The sequence below is a fragment of the Streptomyces durmitorensis genome, assembly GCF_023498005.1.
GTDB classification, from domain to species: Bacteria; Actinomycetota; Actinomycetes; order Streptomycetales; family Streptomycetaceae; genus Streptomyces; species Streptomyces durmitorensis.
This window is the reverse complement of the sequence record NZ_CP097289.1, coordinates 6,052,492-6,065,887: the sequence shown is the minus strand read 5'-3', so window position 1 is coordinate 6,065,887 and position 13,396 is coordinate 6,052,492. Positions and strand designations below refer to the sequence as shown.

Genomic DNA, 13,396 nt, shown 5'->3' with positions numbered 1-13,396 from the left:
CGCCAACTTACTCATCCTGCCCCCCTGTGCCCGGTTGCGGAAGTGGTGTGTGACCTTTCCTACTCGTTTGATCGATCAAAATTTCGGGGGGTGGATCCGGGGGTCGATCCGGGGGTGGATCCAGGGGTCGATCCGGGGGTTGCTCTTGGTGTGGAACCACGGCCTCCGGCGAGCCGGAAATCCAGGGCCGTACAGCGTCTGCCCGCGGAGACCGTGCGCACCGCTTGTCCCAGAGCCTTGCGCGAACCGACGAGGACGACCAGCTTCTTGGCGCGCGTGACCGCCGTATAGAGCAGATTTCGTTGCAGCATCATCCATGCCCCCGTGGTCACGGGGATCACCACCGCCGGATACTCGCTGCCCTGGGAGCGGTGGATGGTGACCGCGTACGCATGGGCCAGTTCGTCCAGTTCGTCGAAGTCGTACGGAATCTCCTCGTCCTCGTCCGTAAGGACCGTGAGCCGCTGCTCGTCGGAGTCGAGCGAGGTGACTACTCCGACGGTGCCATTGAAGACGCCGTTCTGCCCCTTCTCGTAGTTGTTGCGGATCTGGGTGACCTTGTCGCCTACGCGGAACACCCGGCCGCCGAAGCGCTTCTCCGGTACGTCCGGCCTGCTGGGGGTGATGGCCTGCTGGAGCAGGCCGTTCAGGTTCCCCGCGCCTGCGGGCCCGCGGTGCATGGGGGCGAGCACCTGGACGTCGCGGCGCGGGTCGAGGCCGAACTTCGCCGGGATGCGGTGCGCGGCCACGTCCACCGTGACCCGCCCCGCGTCCTCGGTCTCGTCCTCCACGAAGAGGAAGAAGTCGCTGAGGCCCTGGGTGATGGGCGGCACCCCGGAGTTGATGCGGTGGGCGTTCGTGACGACGCCGGACTGCTTGGCCTGGCGGAAGATGTGGGTGAGCCGGACGGCGGGGACGGGGCTCTGCTCGCTGAGCATGTCGCGCAGGACCTCGCCCGCGCCGACGCTCGGCAGCTGGTCCACGTCTCCGACGAACAGGAGGTGGGCGCCGGGGGCGACGGCCTTCACCAGCTTGTTGGCCAGGAGCAGGTCCAGCATGGACGCCTCGTCGACCACGACGAGGTCGGCGTCGAGCGGGCGGTCCTTGTCGTACGCGGCGTCTCCTCCCGGCTTCAGCTCCAGGAGGCGGTGGACGGTGGAGGCCTCGGCTCCGGTGAGCTCGGCGAGGCGTTTGGCTGCGCGGCCCGTGGGGGCGGCCAGGACGACCTTGGCCTTCTTGGCGCGGGCCAGCTCCACGATGGAACGGACCGTGAAGGACTTGCCGCAGCCGGGGCCTCCGGTGAGGACGGCGACCTTCTGCGTCAGGGCGAGCCTGACCGCTGCCTCCTGCTCGGGGGCGAGGTCGGCGCCGGTGCGGGTGGCCAGCCAGGCCAGGGCCTTGTCCCAGGCGACGTCCTGGAAGGCGGGCATGCGGTCTTCCGGGGTTCTGAGGAGGCGCAGGAGCTGGGCGGAGAGGGAGAGTTCCGCGCGGTGGAAGGGGACGAGGTAGACGGCGGTGACGTCCTCTTCGCCGGTGGGGCCGGCGTCGGGGGCTGCGTTGGGGCCGCTGGTGGGGCCCGGGACTCGCTCGCGTACGACGCCTTCGTCCTCCGTCGCGAGTTCGGCGAGGCAGTCGATGACCAGGCCCGTGTCCACCTGGAGCAGCTTCACCGCGTCCGCGATGAGGCGCTCCTCCGGGAGGTAGCAGTTGCCCTGGTCGGTGGACTGGGAGAGTGCGTACTGCAGGCCGGCCTTGACGCGTTCGGGGCTGTCGTGGGGGATGCCGACGGACTGGGCGATGCGGTCCGCGGTGAGGAAGCCGATGCCCCAGACGTCGGCCGCCAGGCGGTAGGGCTCGTTCTTCACTATGGAGATGGAGGCGTCCGCGTACTTCTTGTAGATGCGGACGGCGATGGAGGTGGAGACGCCGACGCCCTGCAGGAAGACCATCACCTCCTTGATGGCCTTCTGTTCCTCCCAGGCCGCGGCGATCATCTTGGTGCGCTTGGGGCCCAGGCCGGGGACCTCGACGAGGCGCTTGGGCTCCTGCTCGATGATGTCGAGGGTGTCCACGCCGAAGTGGGTGGTGATGCGGTCGGCCATGACGGGGCCGATGCCCTTGATGAGGCCCGAGCCCAGGTAGCGGCGGATGCCTTGGATGGTGGCGGGGAGGATGGTGGTGTAGTTCTCCACCGTGAACTGCTTGCCGTACTGGGCGTGGGAGCCCCAGCGGCCCTCCATGCGGAGGGACTCTCCCACTTGGGCGCCCAGCAGCGCGCCGACGACGGTGAGGAGGTCGCCGCCGCCTCGGCCGGTGTCCACTCGGGCGACGGTGTACCCGTTCTCCTCGTTGGCGTACGTGATCCGTTCCAGGACCCCCTCGACCACTGCGGCTGTCGCCGCCGTCTTTGCTGTCGCTGCCGTCTTCGCTGTCGCTGCTGCTGGACTCGACATGGGCCGACGCTATCGCTCGGCGCTGACAGTGCGGGAAGCCTGTGGACAACTCGGGGGTGGGGGGAGGTGAGTGGAGGCGGGTGGAGACAGCTTCGAGGGGCCCGGTCTTGCGACCGGGCCCCTCGGGTCTCCCCTCCCCTGTCGGTACTCCGCGATCCCCCCAGATCTCCCCCCAGAAGTCCCGACGCACAGTACGACCCGCGTCGGGCGGGAAGGGTTGCACGGGCAAGGCGACGAGTTTTCGGGGTGCCGACGAAGTGGGGCAGAAGTAGCTTTTAACCCATGAGCGAAGAATCTTCCGAAACTGCGCCCGGAACCTCGCTGGAGAAGGACGTACTCGACGAACTCGGCGACGACAAGCTTCAGGAGATCGCGGGGCTTCTGGGCACGGATGCCGCGGGGGCGCAGGACGTGGTCGGCACCACGGTGACCGCGCTTTCGGGGAACCTGCAGGAGAAGGCGGAGGACCCGGCGGAGGCGGAGGAGGTCCAACAGGCCTTCGCAGAGGCGGCGCCTCCGCAGGGGATCGCCGGGTTCGGAGGGTTCGGGGGGCTGGCGGCGGGCGGGATGCTGTCCGGGGTGCTGGCGAAGATGAGCAGGCCGGTGGCGAACGCGGTGGCAAAGAAAACGGGCCTGCCGGCGGCTTCCGTGACCCGGGTGATCGAGCTGCTGATCCCGGTGCTCCTGACGGTACTGACGAAGCGTGCGTCGGCGTCGAAGCCGACGGGGGGCGGGGGCGGGGGCCTTGGGGACCTGCTGGGCCAGATCCTGGGCGGCAAGAGGAAGTAACCCGTCTTGAGGGCGGGGCCGCGCCGGTATGTCCGTCCTCGCCATCGTCCAGTGACCGCGCAGCTACTTCGCCACCGGAACGCCGCGAACCGTGCTCCGGGCAGACATACCGCCACGCCCCCTCACGAGCACTGCCGACAGCAGGCGCATGCGTGCTGCGGCACCACTCAGCCTTCAGGGCGGGGCCGCGCCGGTATGTCCGTCCTCGCCATCGTCCAGTGACCGCGGGGCTACTGCGGTGCCGGAGCGCAGGGAACCGTGCTCCGGGCAGACATACCGCCACGCCCCCTCGTGTGCACTGCCGACTGCAGGCGCATGCGTGCTGCGGCACCACTCAGCCTTCGGGACGGGGCCGCGCCGGTATGTCCGTCCTCGCCATCGTCCGGTGACCGCGCAGCTACTTCGGCACGGGAGTCCTGCGAACCGTGCTCCGGGCAGACATACCGCCACGTCCCCTCGTGTGCACCGCCGACAGCAGGCGCATTCGTGCTGCGGCGCCACTTGGCCTTCGGGGCGGGGCCGCGCCGGTATGTCCGTCCTCGCTATCGTCCGGTGACCGCGGAGCTACTGCGCTGCCGGAACGCCGCGAACCGTGCTCCGGGCGGACATACCGGCCCGTCCCCTCACGAGCGCTGCCGACTGCGAGTGCGTGAGGGCCGACCTACCCGGCCGGGGCCTGGCCCGTCCTTGACGACGCTCCCCCACCCCCACCTGTGCGAACCACCCACGCCAGTAACCCGGGTTGCAACACATCCACACCCAGCCCCACAGCACAGATCCTCCCGCCGCAATCCACTGCACCACCCACCCACGCAGATCACCCGCTCCTGTCACTTCAACGCGCTCCCCCTGCCACCACGGGGCAATCGGGCGGGTGGGTGGGAAAGGCCTGTTCGGCGATGGGCGGATGCGGGGTTACGGGCGGGTGGGTGGGGAAGGGCTGTTCGGGCAAGAGGGGGCGGGTAGCCGCCCGTGCCGGGGGAGAAGAGTTAGGTCACGCGTGGCGTACGTAGTTTTGGGCCGTGGCTGATAGGAGTTCTCTGCCGTCCCCTGACCACAGGGCCTCGTTGAAGAGTTCTACCTCTATCGGGCCCCCGTAGCCCGCCTCCTCCACCAAGGCGCGCCACGACCGCAGGTCGATCGAGCCCTCCCCCAGCTGGCCCCTCCCGTTCAGGACGCCCTCCGGCAACGGAGTGATCCAGTCCGCCAGTTGGAAGGCGTGCAGGCGTCCGCCCCGGCCCGCGCGGGCGATCTGCGCGGGCGCCTGGTCGTCCCACCACACGTGGTACGTGTCCACGCAGACCCCGACCTCGGAAGAGGGGAAGCGCTCTGCCAGGTCCAGGGCCTGGGCCAGCGTGGAGACCACACAGCGGTCCGACGCGAACATGGGGTGGAGGGGTTCGATGGCCAGGCGGATACCCCGGGAAGCCGCGTAGGGGGCGAGCTCCGCGAGCGCTTCGGCGATCCGGGAGCGTGCGCCCTGCAAGTCCTTGCTGCCGGGCGGCAGGCCGCCGGACACCAGGACCAGCGTGTCCGTGCCCAGCGCCGCCGCCTCGTCGATCGCCGCCTTGTTGTCGTCGATGGCCCGCACGCGCGCGTGCGGGTCGATCGCCGTGAGGAAGCCGCCCCGGCAGAGCGTGGTGACCGTCAGGCCCGCGTCGCGCATCAGCTTGGCGGTCCGCTCCAGGCCGTAGGACTGGACCGGCTCCCGCCACAGGCCGACCCCCGGGATGCCCAACTTCACGCATTCCGAGGTTAGTTCGGGAAGTGACAGCTGCTTCACCGTCATCTGATTGATGGAGAAGCGCGCCAGGGCCTCGCTCCCGCTCTCGCTCATTGCTGGACTCCGTACGTGGTGAGCAGGGACTTCATGCGGGTCTCCGCCAGGAGCGGGTCCGGGAACAGGCCGAGGCCGTCCGCCAGTTCGTAGGCGCGGGCCAAGTGCGGCAGCGAACGTGCCGACTGGAGGCCGCCCACCATGGTGAAGTGGGTCTGGTGGCCTGCCAGCCATGCCAGGAGGACCACACCCGTCTTGTAGAAGCGGGTGGGGGGCTGGAACAGGTGGCGGGAGAGTTCGACCGTCGGGTCGAGGCAGGCGCGGAACGCCTCGGTGTCGCCGGTGTCCAGCGCGCGCACCGCCTGGGCCGCCAGCGGAGCCAGCGGGTCGAAGATGCCCAGGAGTGCGTGGCTGAAGCCCTGGTCGTCGCCCGCGATCAGCTCGGGGTAGTTGAAGTCGTCGCCCGTGTAGCAGCGGACGCCGTCCGGGAGGCGGCGGCGCAGTGCGATCTCGCGCCCCGGGTCGAGGAGGGAGATCTTGATGCCGTCGACCTTGTCCGGGTGCGCGGTGATGACCTCCAGGAAGGTCTCGGTCGCCGCGTCCAGGTCATCGCTCCCCCAGTAGCCGGTGAGCGCCGGGTCGAACATCGGGCCGAGCCAGTGCAGGATCACCGGCTCGCTCGCCTGGCGCAGGAGGTGTCCGTACGTCTCCAGGTAGTCGTCCGGCGACTTCGCCGCCGAGGCGAGCGCCCTGGACGCCATCAGGATCACCTGTGCGCCGCTCGACTCGACCAGGGTCAGCTGCTCCTCGTACGCGGAGCGGACCGTCGGCAGGTCGGCGGGTTCCGTCAGCTGGTCCGTGCCCGCGCCGCAGGCGATCGTGCCGCCCACCGACCTCGCCTCCGCGGCGGAGCGCGTGATCAGTTCCGCCGCGCCCTTCCAGTCCAGGCCCATTCCGCGCTGCGCCGTGTCCATCGCCTCGGCCACGCCAAGGCCCTGCGCCCACAGGTGGCGGCGGAAGGCCAGGGTCGCATCCCAGTCGACGGCCGCCGGGGAGTCCGGGGAGACGTCGGCGTAAGGGTCGGCCACCACGTGTGCCGCCGAGAAGACCGTGCGGGAGGTGAGGGGGGAGCTGCCCGCGGGTGCCACTCGCGAGGGCGCCCGGCGGGGCTCGTATGCGCGCGTGGTGCCGTCCGCGCGCGGCAGCAGGAGCGTCACTGGGCGATCTCCGGCACCTCGATGCGGCGGCCCTCGGCCGATGACTTCAGGCCCAGTTCCGCGAGCTGCACGCCGCGTGCGCCCGCGTGCAGGTCCCAGTGGTAAGGCGCGTCCGCGTACACGTGCCGCAGGAACAGCTCCCACTGGGCCTTGAAGCCGTTGTCGAACTCCTGGTTGTCGGGGATCTCCTGCCACTGCTCACGGAAGGAGTGGGTGACGGGCAGGTCCGGGTTCCAGACCGGCTTGGGGGTGGAACTGCGGTGCTGGACCCGGCAGTTGCGCAGGCCCGCGACCGCGGAGCCCTCCGTGCCGTCCACCTGGAACTCGACCAGCTCGTCGCGGTTCACGCGGACCGTCCAGGAGGAGTTGATCTGCGCGATCGCACCGCCTTCGAGCTCGAAGATGCCGTACGCGGCGTCGTCCGCCGTCGCGTCGTAGGGCTTGCTCTGCTCGTCCCAGCGCTGCGGTACGTGCGTCGCGGCCAGCGCCTGGACGCTGCGTACGCGGCCGAACAGCTCGTGCAGGACATACTCCCAGTGCGGGAACATGTCGACCACGATGCCGCCGCCGTCCTCCGCGCGGTAGTTCCAGGAGGGGCGCTGGGCGTCCTGCCAGTCGCCCTCGAAGACCCAGTAGCCGAACTCGCCCCTGATGGAGAGGATCTTGCCGAAGAAGCCGCCTTCGATCAGGCGCTTCAGCTTCAGGAGCCCCGGCAGAAAGAGCTTGTCCTGGACCACGCCGTGCTTGATGCCGGCCGCCTTGGCCAGGCTCGCCAGTTCCAGGGCTCCCGCGAGGCCTGTCGCGGACGGCTTCTCCGTGTAAATGTGCTTGCCCGCCGCGATGGCCCGCTTGATGGCCTCCTCGCGCGCGGACGTGACCTGGGCGTCGAAGTAGATGTCGATCGTGGGGTCGGCGAGGACCGCGTCCAGGTCGGTCGAGACGCTCTTCTCGGCGTCAAGTCCGTGGCGCTCCGCGATCTCACGCAGGGCGTTCTCTCTGCGGCCCACCAGGACCGGCTCGGGCCACAGCACCGTGCCTTCGGCGTCGCCCAGGGCCAGTCCGCCCTGCTCGCGCAGGGCCAGCAGTGAGCGGACGAGGTGCTGTCGGTAGCCCATCCGTCCCGTCACACCGTTCATGGCGATGCGCACCGTCTTGCGAGTCACAGGGGTCCCTCCGTACGCAGGTAAGCGTATAGCAAGCGCTTTCTATCCAAGAAGAAGCTAGCCTGCCGCACAAGGTTCGGACAAGAGCTTCGGACCAGAGCCGTGACCGGAGGACGACGAGATGACCGTGACCCTGTCGGACGTGGCGGCACGCGCCCAGGTCTCCCCCGCCACCGTCTCCCGCGTACTGAACGGCAACTACCCCGTCGCCGCCGCCACCCGGGAGCGTGTCCTGCGGGCCGTGGACGACCTCGACTACGTACTCAACGGGCCCGCGAGCTCGCTAGCCGCAGCCACGTCCGACCTGGTCGGCATCCTCGTGAACGACATCGCCGACCCGTTCTTCGGGATCATGGCGGGCGCAGTCCAGTCCGAGATCGGCGGCCCCGGCGGGCGCGCCGGCGGCGAGCGGATGGCCGTGGTCTGCAACACGGGCGGCTCCCCGGAGCGCGAGCTCACCTATCTGACCCTGCTCCAGCGGCAGCGCGCCGCCGCGGTCGTCCTGACCGGCGGCGCCCTGGAGGACCCCGCCCACGCCGCCGCGATGTCCGCGAAGCTGGCACGCCTGGCGGACGCGGGCACCCGGATCGTGCTCTGCGGGCGGCCGCCCCTCGACGACTCGGACGCGGCGGTGGCCACGCTCACCTTCGACAACCGCAACGGCGGGCGGCGGCTCACGGAGCATCTGCTGACGCTGGGGCACCGCAGGATCGGGTACGTGGCGGGGCCGATGGAGCGGACGACCACCCGGCACCGCCTGGAGGGCCACCGTGACGCACTCGCGGCGTCCGGCACGGGGACCGCCGGGGGCAACGGGAACGCCGACCAGGACGAACTGACCGTCCACGGCCCCTACACCCGCCGGTCCGGCTACGAGGCCACGCTCGAACTCCTGCGCCGCGCCCCGGACTTGACGGCGATCGTGGCCGCCAACGACACGGTCGCCCTGGGCGCGTCCGCCGCCCTGCGCGAGCGCGGCCTGCGCATCCCCGAGGACATCTCGGTGGCGGGCTTCGACGACCTGCCGTTCTCGGTGGACGCCGTCCCCGCCCTGACGACCGTACGACTGCCGCTGTACGAGGCGGGCGCCCGCGCGGGCCGCCTCGCCACGGGCGCGGAGGAGGCACCGCCCGGGGGCGTGGCGACGATCGGGGCGGAGCTGATGGTGCGGGGGTCCACGGCGCCGCCGTGTCGCTGAGCCCTCGATGTCGTTGACATCACCGGGAAAAGGAGGCTCATATGTCAGTCATGGTCATGGATGCACCCAGCGCCTGGGACGTACTGGACGGCGTCAACCTTCCCCGCGGCTACCGCGTCGAGATCACGGAGGGGAAGATCATCATGACGCCGCAAGGTGAGTACCAATGGGAGGTCATCGTCGAGGCCGCCCCTCAAATCAGGCGGCAGCTCGCCTCGCGCGGCAAAGCCCTCTCCGACGTCATGATCGACTTCCCGTCCAGCCTTTACGGCTATGCACCCGACCTGGCCATCATCGCCCCCGGCGCCGAGCGCAACAGCCGTGGCCGCTTCGAGTGGCACAGTCTGGAAGCGGTGATCGAGGTCGTCTCGAAGAGCAGCCGGGACAACGACTTCGCCAAGAAGTTCCACCTCTACGCCGAATGCAGCATCCCCATCTACGTAGTCATCGACCCCGAGGACGGCATCTGCACCGTCCACCGCCACCCGACCGGGGTCGGGAGCTACGAGGACGCGACAGAGATCCCCTTTGGTCAGGATCTGGTTCTGCCTCTCGAAGGGCGCGACATCACCATCGCGACGGACACCTTCCCGAAGGCCGGGGACCTGGACTGAGCCGGCAGGGCATGGCGGTCATGGACGGCCCGGCGTACCCTTGACTCAGTCAACGGTAAATCGGGCCCGGCCCGATGCCCGCCGAAGTGAGTGATCCGCGATGCCGCACTCTCCCGATACGCCCATCCAAGAGATCCGCGCCTTCAACCGCTTCTACACGAACCTCATCGGCGCCCTCGACTACAGCCGCCAGCTCTACGTCCCGTACACCCTCACCGAGGCCCGCGTCCTGTACGAGCTCGCGCATGCCTCGCATCTCGACGCCGCCGATCTGCGCGCCGAACTCTCCCTCGATGCGGGGTACTTGAGTCGTCTGCTCGGCAAGTTCGAGAAGGGCGGGATCGTCGAGCGCGCGCCGTCCGAGCGTGATCCGCGGCGTCAGCGCATCACGCTCACCGCGCGGGGGCGCGAGACCGCCGGGCTGCTGGACGAGCGGTCCAGCGAGGCCGTCGGCTCGCTGCTCTCGGCCGTTCCGGCCGCCGAGCGGTCACGCCTCGCGACCGCGATGCGCACCGTGCGGGAGATCCTGAGCGGCGGCAGGGAAGGGGCTGCCGCCTCGCGGCCCGTCCTCCGTGAGCCCGGTCCTGGCGATCTCGGGTGGATCGTGCAGCGCAACGCCGCCTTGTACGCGGCCGAGTACGGGTTCAACACCGACTACGAAGGCCTGGTCGCCCGGATCGTCGCCGACTTCGCGGAGGATCACGATCCGCACCTGGAGCGGGTGTGGATCGCCGAGCTCGACGGGCGGCCCGTGGGGTGCGTGATGTGCGTGCGCGACGACGCGCCCGGGACCGCCCGGCTGCGGCTGCTGCTCGTCGAGCCCGACGCCCGGGGAATGGGTATCGGCGACCAACTCGTCTCCGCCTGCGTCGAGTTCGCCCGGGACGTGGGCTACCGCGAGATGGCCCTGTGGACCAACGACATCCTCGGCGCCGCCCGCGCCATCTACCTCCGGCACGGATTCGTCCTGGTCGACGAGAAGCCGCACCGCTCGTTCGGCGTCGACCTGCTGGGGCAGGACTGGCAACTGCACCTAGGGTCTGCGTCATGAAACTCGCCTTCTCCACCCTCGGCGTCCCCGGACTCCCCATCGCCGACGTGCTGAACCTGGCCACCACCCACGGCTTTCACGGCATCGAACTGCGCGCGCACCCCGAGGAGCCGGTCCACCCGGGGATCGACCTCGCCGAACGGGCCGATGTGGCAGCCCAGTTCAAGACCGCGGGCATCGAGATCCTCGGAATCTCCGGGTACGCGCGCGTGGCCGCACCCGGCGACGACGAGCCCGTGCTCGACGACATACGGTCCCTGCTCACGCTCGCCCGCGACCTGGGCGCCCCCTTCATCCGCGTCTTCCCCGGCGGCGGCACCGAACAGAGCGCACAGGAGGCCGACGCGACGGCCGCACGACGGCTCGGCACCGCGGCCGAGTACGCCGCGGACTTCGGCGTACGCATCCTCCTGGAGACCCACGACTCGCACCGCACGGGCGCCGCGGCGACCCGCGTGCTCGGCGCGGTCGGCCACCGTCACGCGGGCGCCCTGTGGGACGTGATGCACACCTGGCTCGGCGGCGAGTCCCCCGCCGAGAGCCTCGCGGCGCTCTCCCCGTACCTCGGCTACGTACAGGTGAAGGACATCGCGTCGACCGAGGACACGACACCGCTGGGCCTCGGCGAGGGCGTCCTGCCGCTGGCCGAGACCGTGGACGCGCTGCTCAGCGGGGAGCACCGGGACGGCTGGCTGTGCTGGGAGTACGAGAAGCGGTGGTACGAGGGCGCGGCGCCGCTGCCCGAACTCCTGGGCCCGGGGCGGGACTTCCTGTCCCGGCTCCTGAACCGCCACGCCTGACCCCGGCCAGGGAGGTCAGCGCCACCCCGCCGACCAGGAGCGCCGCCGCGCACCAGCCGAGGGCGCTCACCGACTCGTCAAGGACGAGCCCGGCCGCGGACATCCCGAACACCGGGACCAGGAGCGAGAAGGGCGCCACGGTCGACGCGGGGTGGCGGCGCAGGAGATAGCCCCAGGCGCCGAAGCCGAAGACCGTCGTGATCCACGCGACGTAGACGATGACGCCCGCGCCCTGCCAGTCCAGTGAGGCCAGGGCGGCGCGGTCCGCCGACGGGCCCTCGAAGAGGAGCGAGAGCGCCAGGAGCGGCAGGACCGGGACCGTGCTCACCCACACCATGAAGTTCAGCGAGTCGGGCGGGGACGCCTTGCGGGTCAGGACGTTCGACGCGCCCCAGCAGGCGGCGGCGCCGATCAGCAGCGCGAAGGCCGTGAGCGGCCCCGCCTCTCCCTCGTCCACCGCCGCGACGCCGATGCCCGCGAGGGCGATCAGCATGCCCAACAGGCGTACGCGGCCGGGGCGTTCACCGAGCGCCACGAAGGCGAAGAGCGCCGTGAACACGGCCTGGATCTGGAGGACGAGGGAGGACGTCCCGGCCGGCATCCCCGCGTCCATGCCGATGAAGAGCAAGCCGAACTTGGCGACCCCCAGGACTAGTCCGACCCCCACGATCCACTTCCAGGCGACCTTGGGCGGCCCCACGAAGAAGACCGCGGGGAGCGCCGCCACCAGGAAGCGCAGGGCCGAGAAGAGCAGCGGCGGGAAGTGGTCGAGACCCACCTCGATGACGACGAAATTGACGCCCCATACGGCGGTGACGAGGACGGCCAGAAGGACATGTGCGGGTCGCATGCGTCGAGGATCACCCGCCGCGACCATGTAGGACCAGCGCGGATCTCTGCATGATGGGATGAAGCAACGCTTACGGATCGGGCGGCGCCGACCGGTGTCGCCGCCCCATGCCGCCCCATGAGGAGGGCTCTTCGTGCTCGATCTCGCTCGGCTCCGCGCCCTGCACGCCGTCTCCGTGCACGGCACCGTCGGCGCAGCCGCCACCGCGCTCGGCTACACCCCGTCCGCCGTGTCCCAGCAGATAGCCAAGCTGGAGCGCGAGACCCGCACCACCCTCCTCGAACGGCAGGGCAGGGGCGTCGCGCTCACCGAGGAGGCCCGTCATCTCGCTTCCACCGCCCAGGAGTTGATGGCGATCGTGGAGCGCGCGGAGACCGAGCTGGAGGAGCGGCGCGGACTGCCCGCGGGGCGCCTGACCATCGCCGCGTTCGCCTCGGCGGCGCGCGGCCTGCTGCCCGCCGCCCTCGCGGACCTCGCCCTGCGGCACCCCGCGCTCGACGCCCGGATGTCCGAGATCGACCCGCATCTCTCCGTGGGCCTGGTGGCCAAGGGCGCGGTGGACATGGCGGTCGTGCACGACTGGGACATCGCGCCGCTGCCGACACCGCCCGGCGTCGAGCAGGCCGTCATCGGCGACGACTACTGCGACCTCGTCGTGCCCGCGGGCCACCGGCTCGCGGGCCGCGGCTCCGTGCGCCGCGAGGACCTGAAGGGCGAGCGCTGGATCACCCAGCCGCCGGGGCTCGTCTGCCACGAGTGGCTGGTGCGCACCCTGCGCGAGGCGGGCTGCGAGCCGGACATCGCGCACACCGCGGAGGAGAACCCCACCCTGGTCGCGCTGGTCGCGGCGGGGCTCGGCATCGCCCTGATCCCTCGCCTGGGCCGCGGCCCCGTCCCGGACGGCGCGGTCACGGTGCGGCTCGATCCGCTGCCGGTGCGGCGGCTGTACGCGCTGTGGCGGGAGGGGGCTTCGCGGCGCCCCGCGATCGCGGAGACGGTGCGCACCTTGCAGGGCCACTGGCCCGGGGTGGCGCCGGACACCGCTCCCGGGACCGTCGCCGAAGCCGTCTCTGTGGCCGTCCCCGAGGCCGCCGCCGAGGCCGCCGCCGAGACCGCCGCCGAGACCGCCCCCGAGACCGCCCCCGAGACCGCCCCCGAGACCGCCGCCGAGACCGCCGCCGAGGCCGTACCGGATACCACCCCCGAGGCCGTCGGAGTGCCGGAATGACCGCCCCCTGAAGCTCATTGCTCCCGCCCGCACCACTTTCCGGAAAACGCCCTCTGCCGGGAACCCACGCGAAGGCGCCACCGTCCAATTGCCGTGCTGCCGGATGAGTCTCCGCGCGGCGGTGTCGGCATCGCTGCTGGCTGCGAACGCTGACCACCCTCTCTGCCGCCCGCGGCCGGCAGCATGCCGTCACCGGTGCGCCCCCCTCCAACAGCGCCGGTGACGGCCCCTCTCCCGCACAGTGACTGCCGACTTC

General features: G+C 70.8%; 9 protein-coding genes and 2 pseudogenes. 6 read left to right on the top strand and 5 right to left on the bottom strand.

Annotated elements, in window-relative coordinates; genetic code table 11:
- Nucleotides 1-59: 59 nt before the first annotated feature.
- Nucleotides 60-2,453: an SF1B family DNA helicase RecD2 gene (gene recD2, locus M4V62_RS27135; protein ID WP_249589822.1), complete on the bottom strand. Its 2,394-nt coding sequence runs from the start codon at nucleotides 2,451-2,453 to the stop codon at nucleotides 60-62.
- A 282-nt stretch (nucleotides 2,454-2,735) separates the two neighbouring features.
- Here recD2 and M4V62_RS27130 point away from each other — a divergent pair, with 282 nt between their 5' ends.
- Nucleotides 2,736-3,242: a DUF937 domain-containing protein gene (locus tag M4V62_RS27130; protein ID WP_249589821.1), complete on the top strand. Its 507-nt coding sequence runs from the start codon at nucleotides 2,736-2,738 to the stop codon at nucleotides 3,240-3,242.
- A gap of 994 nt (nucleotides 3,243-4,236) precedes the next feature.
- Here M4V62_RS27130 and M4V62_RS27125 read toward each other — a convergent pair.
- Genes M4V62_RS27125 through M4V62_RS27115 form a run of 3 tightly spaced genes read right to left on the bottom strand, consistent with a single transcriptional unit; the run spans nucleotide 4,237 to nucleotide 7,399 of the window.
- On the bottom strand, nucleotides 4,237-5,079 hold the full coding sequence (locus M4V62_RS27125; RefSeq protein WP_249589820.1) for a sugar phosphate isomerase/epimerase family protein: 843 nt from the start codon (nucleotides 5,077-5,079) through the stop codon (nucleotides 4,237-4,239).
- The gene (locus M4V62_RS27120; protein WP_249589819.1) at nucleotides 5,076-6,236 is read right to left on the bottom strand and encodes a dihydrodipicolinate synthase family protein; all 1,161 of its coding nucleotides are present in this window, start codon (nucleotides 6,234-6,236) and stop codon (nucleotides 5,076-5,078) included. The genes M4V62_RS27125 and M4V62_RS27120 overlap by 4 nt, the downstream gene beginning before the upstream one ends.
- Nucleotides 6,233-7,399 (bottom strand): Gfo/Idh/MocA family protein, encoded by a 1,167-nt coding sequence (locus tag M4V62_RS27115; RefSeq protein WP_249589818.1) that lies wholly within the window; start codon nucleotides 7,397-7,399, stop codon nucleotides 6,233-6,235. The genes M4V62_RS27120 and M4V62_RS27115 overlap by 4 nt, the downstream gene beginning before the upstream one ends.
- Nucleotides 7,400-7,520: 121 nt before the next feature.
- Between M4V62_RS27115 and M4V62_RS27110 the strand changes: the two genes are divergently transcribed.
- The 4 genes and pseudogenes from M4V62_RS27110 to M4V62_RS27095 form a co-directional block, all read left to right on the top strand.
- Entirely contained in the window at nucleotides 7,521-8,597 is a 1,077-nt protein-coding gene (locus tag M4V62_RS27110; RefSeq protein WP_249589817.1) for a LacI family DNA-binding transcriptional regulator, read from the top strand.
- A 41-nt stretch (nucleotides 8,598-8,638) separates the two neighbouring features.
- The gene (locus M4V62_RS27105; protein ID WP_249589816.1) at nucleotides 8,639-9,211 is read left to right on the top strand and encodes a Uma2 family endonuclease; all 573 of its coding nucleotides are present in this window, start codon (nucleotides 8,639-8,641) and stop codon (nucleotides 9,209-9,211) included.
- A gap of 100 nt (nucleotides 9,212-9,311) precedes the next feature.
- Nucleotides 9,312-10,262 (top strand): bifunctional helix-turn-helix transcriptional regulator/GNAT family N-acetyltransferase, encoded by a 951-nt coding sequence (locus M4V62_RS27100; protein ID WP_249589815.1) that lies wholly within the window; start codon nucleotides 9,312-9,314, stop codon nucleotides 10,260-10,262.
- Nucleotides 10,259-10,975: pseudogene (locus M4V62_RS27095) on the top strand (sugar phosphate isomerase/epimerase family protein); the annotation flags it as partial. The gene M4V62_RS27100 and the pseudogene M4V62_RS27095, both read left to right, overlap by 4 nt.
- On the opposite strand, the gene M4V62_RS27090 reads toward M4V62_RS27095, so the two are convergent.
- Complete coding sequence (locus M4V62_RS27090) at nucleotides 10,929-11,912, bottom strand: EamA family transporter (protein WP_249589814.1); 984 nt, start codon at nucleotides 11,910-11,912, stop codon at nucleotides 10,929-10,931. The pseudogene M4V62_RS27095 and the gene M4V62_RS27090 overlap by 47 nt on opposite strands.
- 133 nt (nucleotides 11,913-12,045) lie before the next feature.
- On the opposite strand from M4V62_RS27090, the pseudogene M4V62_RS27085 reads away from it, so the two are divergent.
- Nucleotides 12,046-12,954: pseudogene (locus M4V62_RS27085) on the top strand (LysR family transcriptional regulator); the annotation flags it as partial.
- Between the last annotated feature and the right edge of the window lie 442 nt (nucleotides 12,955-13,396).